The 17,523-nt window shown below is 68.8% G+C and carries 16 protein-coding genes; 4 read left to right on the top strand and 12 right to left on the bottom strand.

The features are described 5' to 3' along the window. Positions 1-28 precede the first annotated feature (28 nt). The 5 genes from LKD76_RS17990 to LKD76_RS17970 form a co-directional block, all read right to left on the bottom strand. A complete protein-coding gene (locus LKD76_RS17990) occupies positions 29-661 on the bottom strand; it encodes a SpoIIE family protein phosphatase (protein WP_227982483.1) in 633 nt (210 codons plus the stop codon). Beyond that, positions 654-1,052 (bottom strand): ATP-binding protein, encoded by a 399-nt coding sequence (locus LKD76_RS17985; RefSeq protein WP_227985294.1) that lies wholly within the window; start codon positions 1,050-1,052, stop codon positions 654-656. Before LKD76_RS17985 ends, LKD76_RS17990 begins: the two co-directional genes overlap by 8 nt. Before the next feature lie 17 nt (positions 1,053-1,069). Next, positions 1,070-1,447 (bottom strand): STAS domain-containing protein, encoded by a 378-nt coding sequence (locus tag LKD76_RS17980; RefSeq protein ID WP_227982482.1) that lies wholly within the window; start codon positions 1,445-1,447, stop codon positions 1,070-1,072. A 13-nt stretch (positions 1,448-1,460) separates the two neighbouring features. Further along, the gene (locus LKD76_RS17975) at positions 1,461-2,354 is read right to left on the bottom strand and encodes an STAS domain-containing protein (RefSeq protein ID WP_025349596.1); all 894 of its coding nucleotides are present in this window, start codon (positions 2,352-2,354) and stop codon (positions 1,461-1,463) included. Positions 2,355-2,504: 150 nt separating this feature from the next. Then, positions 2,505-3,041, bottom strand: a complete 537-nt coding sequence (locus LKD76_RS17970; RefSeq protein ID WP_227982481.1) for a MarR family winged helix-turn-helix transcriptional regulator — start codon at positions 3,039-3,041, stop codon at positions 2,505-2,507. A 303-nt stretch (positions 3,042-3,344) separates the two neighbouring features. Between LKD76_RS17970 and LKD76_RS17965 the strand changes: the two genes are divergently transcribed. After that, a complete protein-coding gene (locus LKD76_RS17965; protein WP_227982480.1) occupies positions 3,345-5,021 on the top strand; it encodes a fumarate hydratase in 1,677 nt (558 codons plus the stop codon). Between the two features lie 30 nt (positions 5,022-5,051). Here the strand turns inward: LKD76_RS17965 and LKD76_RS17960 are convergent, their stop codons facing one another. Beyond that, a complete protein-coding gene (locus LKD76_RS17960) occupies positions 5,052-5,273 on the bottom strand; it encodes a hypothetical protein (protein ID WP_227982479.1) in 222 nt (73 codons plus the stop codon). Positions 5,274-5,458: 185 nt separating this feature from the next. Between LKD76_RS17960 and LKD76_RS17955 the strand changes: the two genes are divergently transcribed. Both LKD76_RS17955 and LKD76_RS17950 read left to right on the top strand, forming a co-directional pair. Further along, positions 5,459-5,950 (top strand): M15 family metallopeptidase, encoded by a 492-nt coding sequence (locus LKD76_RS17955; RefSeq protein WP_227982478.1) that lies wholly within the window; start codon positions 5,459-5,461, stop codon positions 5,948-5,950. A gap of 82 nt (positions 5,951-6,032) precedes the next feature. Further along, complete coding sequence (locus tag LKD76_RS17950) at positions 6,033-6,497, top strand: hypothetical protein (protein WP_227982477.1); 465 nt, start codon at positions 6,033-6,035, stop codon at positions 6,495-6,497. Positions 6,498-6,541: 44 nt separating this feature from the next. Here the strand turns inward: LKD76_RS17950 and LKD76_RS17945 are convergent, their stop codons facing one another. The 5 genes from LKD76_RS17945 to LKD76_RS17925 all read right to left on the bottom strand — a co-directional run bounded on the left by LKD76_RS17945 (position 6,542) and on the right by LKD76_RS17925 (position 15,792). Then, positions 6,542-10,744: a TIGR02680 family protein gene (locus tag LKD76_RS17945; protein ID WP_227982476.1), complete on the bottom strand. Its 4,203-nt coding sequence runs from the start codon at positions 10,742-10,744 to the stop codon at positions 6,542-6,544. A 3-nt stretch (positions 10,745-10,747) separates the two neighbouring features. Then, positions 10,748-12,175 carry a DUF2398 family protein gene (locus tag LKD76_RS17940; protein ID WP_227982475.1) on the bottom strand — a complete coding sequence of 476 codons (1,428 nt, stop codon included), beginning with the start codon at positions 12,173-12,175 and terminating at the stop codon, positions 10,748-10,750. Beyond that, the gene (locus LKD76_RS17935; RefSeq protein ID WP_372465995.1) at positions 12,175-13,683 is read right to left on the bottom strand and encodes a TIGR02677 family protein; all 1,509 of its coding nucleotides are present in this window, start codon (positions 13,681-13,683) and stop codon (positions 12,175-12,177) included. Before LKD76_RS17935 ends, LKD76_RS17940 begins: the two co-directional genes overlap by 1 nt. A 159-nt stretch (positions 13,684-13,842) precedes the next feature. Continuing rightward, positions 13,843-14,604 (bottom strand): DUF2127 domain-containing protein, encoded by a 762-nt coding sequence (locus LKD76_RS17930; RefSeq protein ID WP_227982474.1) that lies wholly within the window; start codon positions 14,602-14,604, stop codon positions 13,843-13,845. Positions 14,605-14,652: 48 nt separating this feature from the next. Beyond that, a complete protein-coding gene (locus tag LKD76_RS17925; protein ID WP_227982473.1) occupies positions 14,653-15,792 on the bottom strand; it encodes an NsdA family TPR-like regulatory protein in 1,140 nt (379 codons plus the stop codon). Positions 15,793-16,132: 340 nt separating this feature from the next. Here LKD76_RS17925 and LKD76_RS17920 point away from each other — a divergent pair, with 340 nt between their 5' ends. Beyond that, positions 16,133-16,438: a hypothetical protein gene (locus LKD76_RS17920; RefSeq protein WP_227982472.1), complete on the top strand. Its 306-nt coding sequence runs from the start codon at positions 16,133-16,135 to the stop codon at positions 16,436-16,438. 77 nt (positions 16,439-16,515) lie between these two features. Here LKD76_RS17920 and LKD76_RS17915 read toward each other — a convergent pair whose 3' ends face one another. Further along, positions 16,516-17,376, bottom strand: a complete 861-nt coding sequence (locus tag LKD76_RS17915; RefSeq protein ID WP_227985292.1) for a PAC2 family protein — start codon at positions 17,374-17,376, stop codon at positions 16,516-16,518. Positions 17,377-17,523: the final 147 nt, after the last annotated feature.

The raw sequence follows: 17,523 nt of genomic DNA, 5'->3' as shown, positions 1-17,523 counted from the left end.
TGTGAACCGTTCATCCGCCGGCCCGGGTTCACGACGCACCCGCCGAGGGACCGCGGTGGCGGGCGGCCAGTACCAGCGCGTCGTCGGTGTCCTTGACGTGCTGACGCAGAATGTCGTCGGCGATATCGGTGGTCGGCTGCGCCAGATCGAGGGTGTCGACGAAATCGGGGGCGATGCCGTCGGTGGACATCAGCAGCACATCGCCGGGCCGGATCGGCACGGTCTGGGTCTGCAGATTCGGCGGTAGCAGATAGCCGACGATGCCGCCGGTCAGCAACGCGGTGGCGCGCACCTCGGGCTTTCCGGGACCGATTGCGACGACCCGTGATTCGACGTTGCCGACACCGAGCCACTGCACCTGATCGTCGCCGCCGAACAACACCAGCGACACCGCCGCGCCGCGAGTATCGGACATCGCTCGGTGGCACAGCACCATCAGCACATCGAGAGGTTCGGCGCGATTGTCCGCCAGCACCTGGGCGGCCCGATCCGCGGCGTCCGCGGCGGCCGCGCCGTGCCCGAGCCCGTCGAGGACCGCGAACAGCACCGACCCCTCACCCGCGTCCAGCACCACGGAGCGATCACCCGATACCCGCTGCCCCGGCAGCGCGCGTCCGGCGACCGCCCATTCCACCGTTCCGAGGGATCCGTCCTCACGCACCGGCGGGTACCCACTTCCACATCTCCACCAGCGTTCCCTGCCCGGGCGCCGATTCCACGATCAGCCGATCCATCAACCGTCGCGCGCCCGGCAGTCCGAGACCGAGACCGCGCCCGGTCGAATAGCCGTCCTCGAGCGCGCGAGTGATGTCGATGATCCCCGGTCCCTGATCCTGTGCCTGCACGACCAGAGCCCGGCGACCCTCACGATCGGCCACCGAGACCCGGATCTCGCCGGTGCCCGCATAGCTGGTGATGTTGCGGGCGATCTCGGAGATGGCCGTGGAGATCATGGTGATGTCGGTGAGGGTGAAGCCGAGCTCGGCGGCCAGCTCCCGCCCGGCTTGACGTGCGGTCACGATGTCGCCCGACACCTTCACCGCGATCACCATGTTGTCGGAGGCCACGATCACCGACCGTCTCGTCGGCCGTTGCGGCGTAGCTGTATGTCGAGCCAGGCCAGCCCTTCCTCGAGATCGAGGGCAGTATGCATCCCCTCGAAGGTAAGTCCCAGCTGCACCATGGCGAATGCCACTTCGGGCTGCAGGCCGACGATGACCGTCTCCGCACCCCGCAGCTTGGTCATGTGCGCGATGGTACGCAGTGAGCGTGCCGCGAACGAGTCCATGACATCGATCGCGGTGACGTCGACGATGATTCCCTGAGCGCGGTACTTGCTGACGTAGGTCATCAAGTCGTCCTGCAGCCGTTCGGTATCGGCGTCGGTCAGCGCCGACTGCACGGACGCGATCAGGTAGGTGCCCTGCTTCAGAATGGGTACCGGCATGGGGGCGCCTTGACTACCGTCCGTCGCGGTCGGTGAGTCTCGAGATCTCGTAGCCGAGCAACCGCTCCGCCTCCTCGATACCACCTTGCAGGTCGCCGACCGCGTTCATCTTCGTGAGATCGAGCCCGATGGTGACCAGGGCGAGCGCGATCTCCGACGACAAGCCGGTGATGATGACGTTGGCGCCCATGAGATTCGAGGCGTCGACGGTCTGGACCAGGTGATTGGCGACCGTGGAGTCGATCATCGGAACACCGGTGATGTCGATGACGACTACCTTGGCACGATTGGCGCGGATGGCCCGCAGCAGCTGTTCGGTGAGCTGGCGGGCGCGCTGGCTGTCGAGCACGCCGATGATCGGCAGGATCAGCAGCTGCTCGCGCACCTGCAGCACCGGCGTCGACAGCTCGCGGATGGCTTCCTGCTGCTGGCGGATGACGCGCTCGCGCTCCTGCACGAACGAGATGGCCACGGTGTTGGCGATGCGGTTGGCCGCGGGTTCGTAGGCGTCGAGCACTCGCTTGAGCAGCTCGAAATCGGACTGGTACTTCTCGAACAGGCTGCGCGCGAGGACATCTCGTAGCAGGAGCACGATGCCGACGACCTCGTCGGTCTCGACGCCTCGGGGAATGATGCGCTCGGACAGATCGCGGGCGTAGGCCTGCAGTGCCTCGACGCTACCGGTCTGCAGCGCCTCGACGTAGTTGTCGTAGATCGAGGTCGCCTCGGAGAAGATCTCCTCCGGGGTCATCGCGGTCAGCAGTGCGGCGTCCCCGATGCGACGTGCCCATTCCTCACGCAGTTCCGTGCGGTTCTGGCGCAGGTGTTCGACCAGTTGTGGCAGCAAGTTGTCGACCGGGCCGGCCGGTAGCGAATCCGGCGAGAGGCCGATGGACACGTCGGACATGAAAACTCGTGCCCCTTTCGTTAAGGGAGGTCGGTTCGTCGGGTTCGCTCACGCGCGGCTGCCGTCGCTGCCGCAGTCGAGCCTAGTCTTACCCGGTACCCGCTGGTGAACAAATCAAACACACCGCGGGGGTGTGTGCTCGGCCACGGTTCAGCTCGGCTGCGGTGTGGGCTCGGGCCGGACGTGGGCGGGGGAGCCGTGGTGGTCGATACATCCCTCACCGTGGTGATCGGGGGCGCGGTGGTGAGTCAGCAGCGTGTCGTAGATGTCGGCCAGCGCGGCCAGCTGGTCACGGTCGAGGACATCGATCATGTGCCGTCGCACGCTGTCGACGTGGGCGGGAGCGGCCGTGGCCAGCACCTCGGCCCCCTTCGGGGTCAGTACCGCGGCGGTACGGCGGGCGTCGTCGGGAATGGCCTCGCGGGCGACCAGGCCACGCTTCTCCATCCGGGTGATCTGGTGCGACAGCCGGCTCTGCGACCATTCGAGCACGGCGGCCAGTTCGGCGAAGCTGCGGCGGTAGTCGGTGGTGTCGGCCAGCCGGGCCAGCACCGTGTACTCGACATAGGTGAGGTTCGACGCGCGCAGGGAATCGCGGCCCACGGCCGCGGCGATGAGATCGCGGGTGAAGACGAAGCCGAGCCAGGCGCGCGTTTCGAGATCATCGAGCCAACGGGATTCGGTCACGATTCCTCTCCAGGTCTGTGCGTGGTCATGGTATGGCCTTCCCGCTGTCGGCGACAGCCGATGTCGCGCGCTGTCGGCGACAGCCGATGTCGCGCACTGTCGGCGATACCCGAAGTCGCCGCTGGAAACGACACCTACACCCACAACATTGAAGGTGCAACCTTTGTGATCGGCAATGAAGATTAGGCTGGCCTCACCTCGGCCGGACCCGGCGCCGTGATTAGAGTCGATTCGTTGTTTCGGCCGATCGAGAGGGAACCCGTCCGGCCGAGTGCGCCCGCAGACACACAAGGAGTGCGATTCGTGACCGCGCCTGAGTTCCGCTATTCGGATCTGCTGCCCACCGGAGCCGACGACACCCCCTACCGGTTGCTGACCACCGAGGGCGTGCGCACCTTCGAGGCCGGTGGCCGCACCTTCCTGCAGGTCGAGCCGGACGTGCTGCGGATGCTGACCGCCGAGGCCATGCACGACATCAGCCACTACCTGCGCCCCGCGCACCTGGCGCAGCTGCGCAAGATCATCGACGATCCCGAGTCCTCGGGCAACGACCGGTTCGTGGCGCTGGACCTGCTCAAGAACGTCAACATCTCCGCGGGCGGCATTCTGCCGATGTGCCAGGACACCGGCACCGCGATCGTGATGGGCAAGAAGTCCGAGGGCGTGCTGACCGGCGCCGACGATGCCGAGTGGATCTCCCGCGGCGTCTTCGACGCCTACACCAAGCTCAACCTGCGCTATTCGCAGCTCGCGCCGATCACCATGTGGGACGAGAAGAACACCGGCTCGAATCTGCCGGCGCAGGTCGAGTTGTACTCCGCCCCCGGTGATCCCGCGCATCCCGCCTACAAGTTCCTGTTCATGGCCAAGGGGGGCGGTTCGGCCAACAAGTCGTTCCTGTTCCAGGAGACCAAGGCCATTCTCAATCCGGCTGGAATGCTGAATTTTCTTGACGAGAAGATCCGGTCGCTGGGCACCGCGGCCTGCCCGCCGTACCACCTGGCGGTCGTCATCGGCGGCACCAGCGCCGAATTCGCCCTGAAGACGGCGAAATACGCCTCCGCGCACTACCTGGACGCGATGCCGACCGAGGGCTCGATGGCCGCGCACGGGTTCCGGGATCTGGAGCTGGAGGAGGAGGTCTTCAAACTCACCCAGTCCTTCGGCATCGGCGCGCAGTTCGGCGGCAAGTACTTCTGCCACGACGTGCGGGTGATCCGGTTGCCGCGCCACGGCGCCAGCTGCCCGGTCGCGATCGCGGTGTCCTGCTCGGCGGACCGCCAGGCGCTGGCCAAGATCACCCCCGAGGGGGTTTTCCTCGAACAGCTGGAAACCGAACCGGCGCAGTATCTTCCCGAGCAGACCGACGCCATTCTCGGCGGCGATGTGGTGCGGGTCGACCTGAATCGGCCGATGTCGGAGATCCGGGCCGAACTGTCCAAATACCCCGTGAAGACCCGCTTGTCGCTCTCCGGCCCACTGGTGGTGGCGCGTGACATCGCCCACGCCAAGATCAAGGAGCGGCTCGACGCGGGCGAGCCGATGCCGCAGTACCTGCGGGATATGGCCGTCTACTACGCCGGTCCGGCCAAGACGCCCGAAGGGTATGCCTCCGGTTCGTTCGGCCCGACCACCGCGGGCCGCATGGATTCCTACGTCGATCAGTTCCAGGCGGCGGGCGGCTCGTTCGTCATGCTGGCCAAGGGCAACCGCTCCGCGCAGGTGACCAAGGCGTGCAAGGAGCACGGCGGTTTCTATCTGGGCTCGATCGGTGGCCCGGCCGCGCGCCTTGCCCTGGACTGCATCAAGAACGTCGAGGTCCTCGAGTATCCGGAACTGGGTATGGAGGCGGTCTGGAAGATCGAGGTGGAGGACTTTCCGGCCTTCATCGTCGTCGACGACAAGGGCAACGACTTCTTCGCCGAGACCCAGAAGCCGATCGCGCTGCGCGTGCGGACCCGTTCCAAAGAACGGGTCTGACCGTTCCGGAGGACCCCCGGCCCGGATGTGTCAGTGCGACACGGTCATCCGGTGCCGGGTGCGCGCGGCGTGGTGCCGTCCCGCCGGCGCGACCGCGCCCTGGCGCATCAGCCGGCGCCGGGTCAGCTCGTCGGCCCGGGCGGGGATCCGGCGGGTGCGGCCGGGCGCGAGTGTGGCGAGGGCGACCAGTGCGCTCGCACCGAGCGCGGCGGCCAACGGCACCACCGTATTCGCGGTGAGCGGCAGTGCCATGTGAGCCTCCTCGTCGTCGGGCGGACAGAACACGCGACCGATTCGCACGTTATCGGGTGCCGCCCGCGGCACCAGTGCGACACGCGTGCGGGAATTCCGCGGGATCCGGCCGGGACCGGCTGTCGGTGAGCCGCCACGGCGCGGCCTCGACCGACCGGCGATCGGCGCTGGTTACGATCGCGGGCATGCTGCGAGGACTCGCTGGAACTGCCCTGGTTGCCGGTATCGCACTGGCCGGGGTCGCCGCCCCGGCGGCGGCCGAGGAACCCGCTCCTACCGGGTCGGCCGCCGGCACCGACGGGCTGGAACCGATGCTCGCGACGGCCTACACGCTGGCCGAACGGCAGGCGCATCAGGAGGGCGTACCGCTGTGGATCGCCTCCGGGCACCGTAGCCCCGCCGAGCAGGAGCGGCTCTGGGAAGAGGGCATCGCCACCTACGGCAGTCCCGGGGCGGCCCGGCAGTGGGTGCTTCCGCCGGACGAGTCGACCCATGTCACCGGTAGGGCGATCGACGTCGGACCGGAGCAGGGCGCACAGTGGTTGCAGGACAACGGAAATCGCTGGGGGCTGTGCCGGACCTTCGACAACGAGTATTGGCATTTCGAGGTGCAGACCGTCCCCGGCGGGGTGTGCCCGCCGCGCTGGCCCGATGCGAGCGTCCGCCCGAAAGTCTGACGGCACTTTCCTCAAAAGTTAGCTACCGACCGGTATTCAGCAAACTTTCGGAGACACGCCGATTGTCCTGACCATAACCGGTGTGGCGGTCTCGCGGATCGGGCACTGTGATCTCTGGCGGTATCCCGGCAAACCGGCCGGGACGCTCGAAGCGATGGAGGTTCGGGTGCGAGGGCGGGTTCCGGGGCGGCGGAGCGGGGCGGTATCGATCGCGAGTTCGCAGGCAGGGTCCGGGAGTTCGGCGCTGGACTATTACTACGAGGCGCGGGTGCGGCCATCGGGCGATGCCCGGGCAGGCAATTCCGGCACGCTCAGGCGGGGGCGGGAGATACCCACGGTGCAGCTGGTTCCCGAGACCGGACTGGCCTCGATTCCGGCCGGGTGGCTACTACCGGAACTGCCCACGGCGTTGCTGCTCGCGGTGTTCGTCGGCACCGGGTGGCTGGGCTACGCCGGCACCGACCGGCCGGTGCCGGATCCACCCCTCACCGCGGTCGTCGCACCCGGTGGCCAGGATTCGCTGTCGGTCACCTTCGGTGAGCGCTGAGTCGAATCGGGCCACCGGCAGTGGCGAGCAACCGCTTTCGACGCTCAGCTCGTCGGTTCGAGGGCTTCGTCGAAGGTGATACCGCCCTCCACCGTGTGCGGGGTGCGGCGCCGATTGGGGGAGCCGAGGGCCGTGGTCAGATCCGTGCCGTCGTGTTCGGCCAGCAGCGCCGCGGAGTCCCACACCAGTAGCGTCGCGCTGACCGTGTTCTCCGCCGCGGAGTGCGCCAGATCGTAATGCGCGCAGGCGGGTACGTGATCGTAGGTGATCCACAGGTCGTAGCCGGTCATGAACAGATCCAGATCGAAATCGACGGACAGGCCGAGCAATTCGCTGCGGCCGTTGTCGTCGACACCGGCGAACGCCTCGTCGAGCGCGAGCAGTCGCGGCGCCTGCGGATCGGCGGAATCCAGCATCACGTGGGCGGCCGCGAACAGCGGCAGATGCAAGGACACCGACTGCTCGCCGCCCGAGAGCGCGCTGTGGCGGGCCACCGTCAACCGGTCCTCGGAACCGTCGGCGGTCACCAGCGTGAACGAGAACACCCGCCAGGCCCGGTAATCGAGGGTCGTCGCCAGTATCTCCGGATAGGACCGTTCCGGATGGGCCGCCCGGGCGGCGCGGATCTCGGCGGCGAAATGCGCACGCACCGTGGCCAATTCGTCCGGGCCGAGATCGGCGGCAGCGCGATCGAGCAGTTTGCACACCGCGCGCGCCGACTCGGGCAGGGTGTCCGCCAGGACCCAGTGCACCCCGATGGTGTTGCCCGACGACATCCGCCGCTGCTTCATCTCCGCACCCATGCGGGCGATGAGATCGCGTGCGTCGCACGTGCGTTCGTGGATCTGCTGGGCCAGTCCGGTCAGCAGCGCGTCCTCGAGGATGCGGCGTTCGGCATCGGTGAGCAGCAACTCCTGATCCGATCGGGCGGCGGCGATCCGGTCGGCGAAGTCGGCCAGCGCGGCCACGCCGTCGTCGTCGTGCACCTGCACCACGGTCAAGCCGTCCGCGGCATCCCATTGCAGCCGATAGTCCTGGCGTGCCGCGGCCAGCGCGGCGTCGAACTCCTGCAGTGCGGCGGTCACCGCGCTGCGGGTCGACTTGCGAGCCGACTCACCGGCGCGTACGGAGGTGGTCGCGGCGCCGAGATTGTCGAACAGTTCGCGAACCTCGGCGGGCAACACCGCCGGTTCGGCCTCCGGGCCACCGGATTCGATGCGATACAGCAGCTGATCCGCGGTCGACCAGGCGGCCGGTGAACTCGGCCAGCGGCCGTCGGTGGGCGCCCCCAGCAGCGACAACAGATCCGGGCGCGCGTACGGGGCGAGCGCCCTGACGTCGGTGAGCAATTCGGTGAGGGCGGTGCCCAGTGCCTCGTGCGCGGCACGATAGGCGCCCTCCGCGGACCCGACCGCCTCGATCGCCTCCGCCGCCGCCTTCCGGGCGGCCCGCTGTTCGGCGCGGGCGGCCTCGATGCGTTCGCGTGCCCGCTCGAGTTCGCGATCGATATCGGCGGCATCGGCGCCCAGCGCCTCACGCAGCGTGTCGAGCTTGCGTACCTGCTCGTCGTAACCGGCGCGGGCGATCTCGGCCTCCTCGGCGAAAGCCTCGGCCAGATCGCGGGATTCGGCGAGCCGGTCACCGGCCTCGCGGCTGCGTTCGGTCTCGCGTTGCTGATCGCCGCGCAGCCGCAGCAGAGCGGTGCCGGTGTTCTCGAAGTGGCGGACCGCCGCGGCGAGCGCGTCCAGCTCGGCCGGATCCCGAGGTGTGTTGCGCGCCGCCGCCACCGCGCGCACCTTCTTGTCGGCGGCGGTGAAGCCCGCGACCGCCGAATCCAGATCGTGGTCGGCCTGAACGGCCGCCTCGGTGTGTGAGCGCAGCACACCGGCGGCCTCCGAGACCGCGCGCAGGGCGGCGGTGACCGCATTGCTGCGCGGCAGGCCCTTGGCGGCTGCCGCCAGCTCCGACAGCCGGGCCGAGGCGTCGTCGGCGTCCTCGCCGGCGCTGCGCTCGGCCTGCTCGGCGGCGGCGATCTCCGTGCCCAGATCGGCGAGCCGCCGTTCCCGTCGCCGGGAACGCGCGGTGGCGCCGATGAATTCGGCTTGCGGTTTGTGGTGGCGCCCGACGGTCACACCGTGGCGGAAGGCGCCGCCGTCGCCGATGGCCGCGAGGTCGTCCGTATCCGCGCGAAGATCGCCGTCGCGCAGCGCGATGGAGGAAAGGAATCCGGTGAGGCGCTCCCGCGACGCCGCGCCGACGCCGTCCTCGATCACCAGCACCTCGGCCAGTGTGCGGCCGCCGGGGCGTGCGCTGTCGGGCAGGGCGATCAGGAAGGAATCCGAATCCTGGCGCGGCACCTCGTCATCGGCGCACACCCAGGCGTCGAGCAGTCCCGCCGCGTGCAGGGCCGCCTCGATCCCGGCCGCGCGCTCGGCGTCGATCGCGTCGGCGAAGCGCACCAGCTGCCACAGCGGCGCGCCCGCACGATCCGCCCGCGAGTCGCTGCGGCCGGGAGTGGGCGGCGGCGCGTCGTCCTGTTCGGCCGCGATCAACTGCTGTTCGGCCCGCAGCGCCGCGGCCCGATCCCGGGCGTGCTCGGCGGCCGCGCGCGCTTGGCGCCGCCGATCCCGCAGCGCCTCGGTGAGCGGTCCGCTGTGCTCGGCGAGGACCTGCGTCACTGTCGGCGCATCGTCGGCGCCGGCCTGGCCCAGTGCGGCGTCGAGTGCTTCGAACAAGCCCTCGGCGACGGGGGCGTGGAGATCACGGTGGCGCTCCCACCAGGTACGCAGTGCCGCGGCGGCATTCGCGCGAGCCAACTCGACCCCGGCCTCGGCCTCGGCCAGTTCGGCGGCCGCGGTATCGCGGTGCCGGATCGCGCGTTCGGCCGAACGTTCGGCCCGGGTGCGTTCGGCCGCCGCGGCGTCGGCCACCGTCATAGCCTGCCGCACCGCGCGCACGTCGGCGTCGCGTTCCTCGGCGTGACTGCGCACCGTGGTGGTCAGCTGTTCGGTGCGGGCCTGCTCCGGCAACGCCGCCCATCCGACACCGGCCTCTTCGGCCGCCGCCCGCAACTCGTCCTCACCCCGGGCGAGGGCGGCCGCGGCCGTGGTCACCGCGGCGGTGGCGCGTTCGAATTCGTCGGCGCGCTGATCGGCGGCCTGCTGTGCCTTGGTCGCCTTGTCGCGATGCACGGCAGCGGAGGTCTCGAGCCGCCGGACCGCATCGGCCAGATCGTCGAGTTGCTGTTTGCCCTCGTAGGCGCTGGAACGCTGCAGCGTCTCCCTATCGGTGAGGGCCTGCTCGTAGGCACGGTCGGCCTCCTCGGCCCGGTGCTCGGCGGCCGTGCGCTCGGTTTCGCGTTTTCCGCGCAGCGCGGCGGCGGCGAACAGCGCGGTACTGCCGTGGGTGACCGTATCCAGCCGCGAACGCACCTGCTCCACATCGGATTTGGCTTGCACCGCGAGATATTTGCGATAGACGTCGACGAAGGTGCGGGTGGCGGAGTCGGCGGCGACGAGCCCTTCGAGGGTGCGCCCGACCTCTTCCATATCGCTGAACGAGCGTGCCGCGTCGAGAATCAGCTGGTCGTCGAGCGGGCGCAGACCGTCGGTCAGTGCCTGGGACAGGCCGCGCGGATCGAGGTTCTTGGCCAGCTGCGGGCGGCGCAGCGTCAGAATAAGATTGATGAGCTGGTCGTAGCGCTGCACGCCGAGACCGAACATGCGCGCATCGATCGCGGCGCGGTAGTCGACCGGACGATCCACGATCGCGTCCGTGCCGATCTGTTCGGCCAATTGCTTGCGGGTGAAGGGCCGGTCGTCCGGACCGATCAGCGAGAAGTCGACGCCCACCCGCCCGTCGGCGACGAAGTACCAGCGCGTCACCTTGTCCGAGGTGCGGGTGGCGCGCATGCCGATGCCGACGGTCACCACCTCGGGCTCGGACCACCGCCCGCGCGCGAACTCCATCCACACATACGAATAGGCCGAATCCTGTTTGCGGTAGAGAAGATTCGACTTCATGGTGCGTTCTTCACCGGCGAACGGATTCAGTCGCCGCGGTTCGATGCGACCGTCGAAGACGAACGGGAACAGGACCTCGAGGGCCTTGGTCTTCCCCGAGCCGTTCGGGCCGCGCAGCACCAGCCGGCCGTCGGCGAAGCAGAATTCCTGATCGCGGTAGTCCCAGAGATTGACGATTCCCGCGCGCGTGGGAATGAAGCGGACACCACCATGAATGAGGTCCATGGGTTACTCCGTCCCCTTTCCTGAGGTGTTCGGGCTCGTGGCCGCGGGTTCGCCGGTGGCGTGGGTGCCCAATGAGCGTGCGGAGGCGAACAATTCGCTCTCGGCGCGGGTGCGCACGGTGACGACCGCCCCTCGGTAGCGGGCCAGTGCGGGCAGCGCCAGCAGCCCACCGTCGACCACTTCCACCAGATCCTGTCGTGCCAGCAGTGAGATCACCTCGGCGGTGAGCCCGGCGACGTCGGCCTGCCACTGCGCGGCGAAGGTCGAGCCGTAGCGTTCGGTCAGCGCGTGAACCGTCGCGCGAATCCAGTCGTCGCCGACGAACGGATGGGTGATCGGTTCCGGGGTGTCGCCGCCGTCGGCGAGATCCTCGTCCGGATCCGGCTCCGGCGAGGGCGTCGCCAGCGGTGCGAAGACGGTCGCCGCGGGAATTGCGGTGTCGAGCCCTTCGGCGACCGCGGTGGATTCCGGCGGGCGCGCCCGGCGCGGTAGCGGATTGTCCAGGTCCAGAACCAGATCGGCGATCTCACCGATCAGCAGCAGCGCGACCTGGGCGAGGGTTCCGGTGCTGGGGAATCGCACATCGGAGAAGCGTCCGGAGGTGTCGATCAGCGCCACGCCCTCACCGCGGCGTTCGGCGCGCAGGCCGGTCAGCAGTTCGACCTCCGCCACCACTTTGTCGTTGCCGAGCGCGGATTGCTCTGCGGCACCGAGGGTTTCGGTGTACACCACCGGCAGCTCGATCAGTGCGCGCCGCACCCGGCGGGCGGCGGCGGTGCGTCCCGGACCGCCGGGAGCGCCGGACTCGGTGTCATCGGCGAGCAGCGCCCGCACGCTGTGCAGATGCTGCAGAGCCCGCGGTGGCCGGAAGATCGCGAAGACCACCGAGCGATCGATGTCGTAGAGCGCCTCACCGGCTTCGGGATCGGTGGCCCAGCCGCCGGCGTCGCCGTCGGCGAGAGCGACGGCGCCGCGGGCGGCCAGCCAGGCCACCGCGTCGACGAAGGCGTCGCGGTCGGCGGCTCGTTCGGTCGACAGTTCCAGTCCGTCCACCCGTCCGGCGTAGGCGGCCACCTGATCGGCCAGCTCGGACAGGGTGATCTGATCACCGGCGCGACCCAGCGCGGCCAGGGCCAGCGACAGGTAGGCGTAGCGGCGCCGGTCGAAGACGCGGTCGCCGGGGGTGCGTGCGGGCCGGCCGCTGTCGAGGCGGTCCGGTATCGGAAACAACCGCGCCGTGGTTTCGGTGACCTCCAGGCGATAGCCGAGCAGATCGGACAGATCCTCACGAAGTTCGGTGGCCCACCGCCGGATCAGCGGCAGTGCGATGCGGTCCGGGAAGGTGCGGGTGACCAGATGATTGGCCAGCAGCACCCGCGCGGCGCGCTGATAACTGTCCAGGGTCAGCGGATCGATGGTTCGCGCGTGCATCACGACCGCCCGGAACCGCTGCGGGCGCGCGAGTTCTCCCGCACGTCCAGGCGGCGATGATCGAGATACAGCAGCCCCCGCGCGGTACGCACCACGGTGGAGCCGGAGTGCGCCGAGACGGTCAGGGTGACACCGGAATCGGAGCCGCTGGTACCGACCTTGCCGCTGACCGGCACCCAGGCGGTCGAGGCGGCGTCGAGCAGGCGCAGCAGCACCTCGGTCTCGCGTTCGTCGAGGATCCGATCGTGAATATCGGAGGAGGCCAGCGACATCGCGGCCGCGGCCCGGGCGCGCTGCACCTCCAGCTGTGCCTGACGCAGCCGCCGCACTCCGGCGTCGTTGCGTACCAGCCGCGCGGGCGCACCGGGACCGGGTGCGCGGCCGGTCTCGGCGAGGGTGCGCGCGATCTCCAACGGCGCTGCCTCCCACCAGGATCGATGCGGGGGAATGATGTCGGCGTCGGGATGTTCCATCGACAGATGCCGGGGTTTGCCCAGTCCGAAAACGACGTCGAACAGGGCATGTGCGCTGTCGGTGGTGGGCGCGGCGGCGAACCAGCCGGCCAGATGGCGCAGTGCCGACTCCCGGCTCACCCCGCCCTTGCGGGTCTCGGTGACCCGGCGCAGCAGCGACAGCACCGCCGCGATGGCACTCATGGTCGCCTCCCGCAACCGCTCGGCCTCGGTCGCCGGGGCGCTGTCCGCGCCGGAGTCGGCGGCGCCGCGGTCGCGGACCGCGACGAACCATCCGCGCAATCCCTGCCAGCGGGCACGCCAATCGGCTTCCCGATCGGCGACGTCGAGAAGTATCCGCTCGTCACAGGACGCGGCGCGGGTGATGAGCGGTTCGGCGCCGGTGTCGTCCACCTCGGCGATGGCCGCCGCCAGGCGGGGCGCGTAGCGGGCCAGATCCATGCTGAATTCGCGCATGTGGGCCAGCAGCGCGTCCTTGTGCGCGAGAAAGGCTTCCGGTGTGGCCTCGGTCGTGCGTACCAGGTCGCCGAGGGTCAGGTAGAAATGCGCGGCGCGATCGGCGAGTTCGGACAGGGCGGTATCGAGCCGCTTGAGGATCCGGTACACCCGCTCGGCGTCGCCGTCGCGGTTGGCCTGGGCGAGGGCCTGGAGATCGGCCAGCAGTTCCGGAAGGACCAGCCGCGACAGCGAGGCCTCGTCGAGTCGCGCGCCCAGCACCTCGTTCACCGCCCGGTACGCCTGATAACCGGCCTGGGAGAACTGATAGACGTAGTGGCGATTGCGATATTCGGCGAGTGTGGCCGCGCGGGTGCCGTCGTAGCTGCGTTCCAGCACACCCCAGGTGTGCAGTTGCTCGAGCAGGGGACCGACCTCGGTCGCGGTCGGATGCGGCGCCTCCGGCATGCGCGCCAGGGTGTCGGCCACGTCGCTGGCGTGCAGCAGCACGACATAGGCGGCCCGCGCCTGATCGAAGGCGCGCAGTACCCACAGGTAGTCGTTGCGTTTGTCGGCGGTCGCGAAGGAGAACAGTCGCAACCGGTCCGCACCCTCGAGTTCGGGCCCGCGACGCTCGTGGGAGGTGCCGTCGAACAGTGCGGGTTCGGCGGGCAGCAATCGGTCAGCGGACTCGGTCACCGGCACGAGCGTAATACCTGCCCGCACGCCACGGCGGCGCACCCGGGCATCGGCGTGCCGTCAGTCCGCGGCGGCCACCGCGGCGCGTTCCACGGTCAGCAGGCTCTCCTCGCTGTGCTCGGCGTGATAGGCGGCCGCACCACCATTGATGCCGAACAACCGCTTCGACCACAGCAGCCAGATCACCGCGGCGATATTGATCACCAGGGCGCCCGCCCGGACGACGGTGATGCGCTCGGTGAGCTCGTAGATCTCGAGCGGCAGGAACAGCGCGGTGGCGACCACCGCGAAATATTCACCCCACCGCTTGACGTACCAGAGTCCGACGGCCTCGATGAACTCGATCGCCGCATAGGCCAGCAAACCGGCCGCGATCCAGGTGAGCACGGTGGGCGACAGCGTCCAGCCCTTCTCGACGAACTCCACGATCTTGGAATTGTCTGGATTCCAGCCGATCTGATCGGCGAGCGGGCGGATCAACGGCAGCTCCCGATCGAAGGCGGCGTGCAGCTGCTGCTGCGAATTGCGCACCTTGAACACGCCTGCGGCCAGGACCACGAAGACCACGCCGCGCACCACGCGTTCGGCGGCCAGCAGCCGCATGATCAGGCGATCGCGCAACAAGCGCCCGCGTGGCACCTCCGGCGCGGCATCGGCGGGACCGTGCCCTCGCGGTGCGCCGATCACGAAGGTGCCGCACCGCAGGCACCGCCACGCTTCCCCGGCGGGTGTCGAAACATGCAGGCGCGCAGCGAGTTCGGCCTCGTCGGGCGCGTAGGTGGCATGCCCGTGCCACGAACAGCTGCGCAGACTGAAATCCATTCGTCGCAGCGTACAACCCGCTGCCGCAGGTCGATCCGGCGGACGAGCTCAGCCGACCGACAGCACTCGCATCTGTTCGAGGTAGGCGCGGGTCCGTGGATCGGAGGGGTAGCGCTCGATCATCTCGCGCGCGGCCTCGCCGGCGATCCACAGCAGCGAGGGCAACGACCGCCGTTTACCCGCGAAGGCCCGCATGGCCTCGTCGACGGCGAGCTCCAGATCGCGATCGCGCACCGCGACCACGGCCAGGGTCAGCTGCGCCTCGGACACCCGCATCGGCTGGCGGACGGTGCCGTCGAGCCCGATGGAACTGCGGATCACCTGGCGGGCATAGCTTTCCGCCGGGCGATTGTCTCCCGCGACCCGGCAGCAATCCATGGCGTAGAAGTCGAACTTCTGCGCGTCGACCACGAAGTGATTGTCCAGATTCACCGGATTGTCCAGTCGCTGCAGGATATCCCGGCCGCGTTCGAGGGCGCGTTCCATCGCCTCGCGATCGCCGATGCGCGCCCATGCCTTGGCCTGTTGCGCGGCGAGCTGCACACCGACGCCGAGACTGCGGCAGTCGTCCAGTGCGCCCTCCGCGACCTCGATCGCGCCCCGGTAGTTGCCCTGGGTGATGGCGAACCAGGCGGCCATTTCCGCACCCCAGCCGATGATTTCGGGATGTTCGGCCTCCTGGCCCAGCGACAACGCCGCGCGCCGGGTCGCCTCGGCCGCGGTCCGCCGGCCCAGGTCGTAGTCGACGCAGCCCACCAGCAGTGCCACCCACCCGGCGAGGACCAGCACCTCCCGATGCTGGGCCAGGGTGAGCCGCCCGTCCAGCAGCGAGGTGATGCGCCGGAGCCACGCGGCGCCCTCGGTGTGCAGTTCGTGTGGATCGGCGAAGGGGTACTCGCAGCACAGCCGCTCGGCGGTGATGCGAATGGCATCCAGTGTGGCCGAAGAGATGTCGGACATCCGCAGCCGGCCGATGAATTCGAGCGTGTCCATCCCGGTAGACGACAACAGCTCATCATCACGATTCGGTCGCGCCTTCGGAAAGAAAGCGGCCGTGACGGTGTCGAACGCCGCGGCGATGATCGGCGCGTAGAAATCGTCGGGGCGCGACTCGCCCGATTCCCAGCGGCGCCAGTTGCGCAGCAGAGTACTGTCTGTCGGCAGGTTGTGGGATGACTTGGCGCGCATAGCGCGGACGGCATCCGCTTGGGACCACCCCCGTGCATCGCGTTCGGAGCGCATCCTGACAGCCCAGACGGGTCGATCATCACTCACGGCCACGGCTGTAGTATCCCACCAGTTAACGCGGGATGGACCCAAGAGGGCATGCAGATGTCCGTCATTGACATCTGCAATTGCATTTGCAGATGACGGATGCTCGAATCAGGCGGGATTCCGCCTACCGCAGGACCGGATTTCGCAGCGCAGTAACTCGTTAGCGCAGTAACTCGTTACAGCAGGACCCCGCGACTGCGGGGTGATCCACAACAGAACAGCGAGTCCCTTACACATCCAAACGGAGGTTCGGGTGGAAGCGTTGATCTATGGATACGTGCGTGACGACTTAGCCGACGGTCACGCCGCCGAACTCGAGGATGCCATGTGCACCCTCGCCAGCGAGGTGGGCCTCTGCTTCGCCGCAACGTTCCATGAATCGACCCAGGGTGACGGCGCCGCGTTCGCGGAGCTGACGGCCGAGCTCAAGCGCGCCGAGGCACACCACGTCGTGGTTCCGTCACTCGATCATCTTGCGGGCCAGACCATTCCGCGTGACATTCTGATCGCGAAGCTGGCGCACGACGCGGAGGCCCAGGTGTTGACCATCGACAGCTGACCCCGTGCGCGACCGGGCGCCGGACACCGGCTCGCGGGATCCGCCCGCGGCCAACGTATCCGGCGCCGCCCTTACTCCTACAGGCCGAACCCGCCCTTGCCGCCGCCGCGGCGGCGCAGGTACTTCTCGAATTCGGCGGCGATCGCATCGCCATCGATCTTGGCCATCGCATCGTCGAGATCCACCGCGGCGTCGCCGCGTTCCTCCAACGACCGCACGTACTCGGTGACCTCTTCGTCGCCCTCGGTCATCTCGTCGACCGCGGACTCCCAGTCCTCGGCCTGGGCGGGCAGCTCACCCAGCGGCACCTCGATGTCGAGGACGTCCTCGACCCGGCGCAGCAGCGCGATGGTCGCCTTCGGATTCGGTGGCTGGGACACATAGTGGGGAACCGCCGCCCAGAACGAGATGGCGGGGACGCCCGCTCGCACGCAGGCATCCTGCATCACGCCGGTGATCCCGGTCGGTCCCTCGTAGCGGGTCTGCTCCAGGTTGAACTGCTCGGCCGCCTCCTTGCTGTAGGCGGTGCCGGTGACCGGAACGGGCCGGGTGTGCGGGGTGTCGGCGAGCAGTGCGCCGAGGATCACCACGGTCGAGACCTGCAGTTGTTCGATCAACTCGATGATGTCGGAGCAGAACGCGCGCCAGCGCATATTCGGCTCGATGCCGTGCAGCAGGACGATATCGCGTTCACTGCCCGGCGGTGAGCACACCGACAGGGTGGTCGAGGGCCATTGGATCTCGCGGGTGACGCCGTCTACCTGGCGGACGGTCGGCCGGTTGACCTGGTAATCGTAGTAATCCTCGGAATCGAGCTCGGCCAGCGGTTCGGCGTCCCAGATCAGTTCCAGATGTTCGACAGCACCGCTGGCGGCGTCGGCGGCGTCGTTCCAGCCTTCGAAGGCGGCGACGAGAACCGGGTCACGCAACGCCGGCATGGCCGGATCGGATGAGGCACTGGGGTTCACCCGGTCAGCCTACGGCGTGGTGGCGGTGTCGTTCACCGCATATCGTGGGATGCCGCGTGTCGAGGTGGGTGAGGTGGGTGTGGTGCGGGCCGCCCGGTCCGGTGGTCGGGATCGTCG

The sequence above is a fragment of the Nocardia spumae genome (assembly GCF_020733635.1).
GTDB classification, from domain to species: domain Bacteria; phylum Actinomycetota; class Actinomycetes; order Mycobacteriales; family Mycobacteriaceae; genus Nocardia; species Nocardia spumae.
The sequence above is the reverse complement of the archived record's forward strand: the minus strand, read 5'-3'. Positions and strand labels throughout refer to the sequence as shown.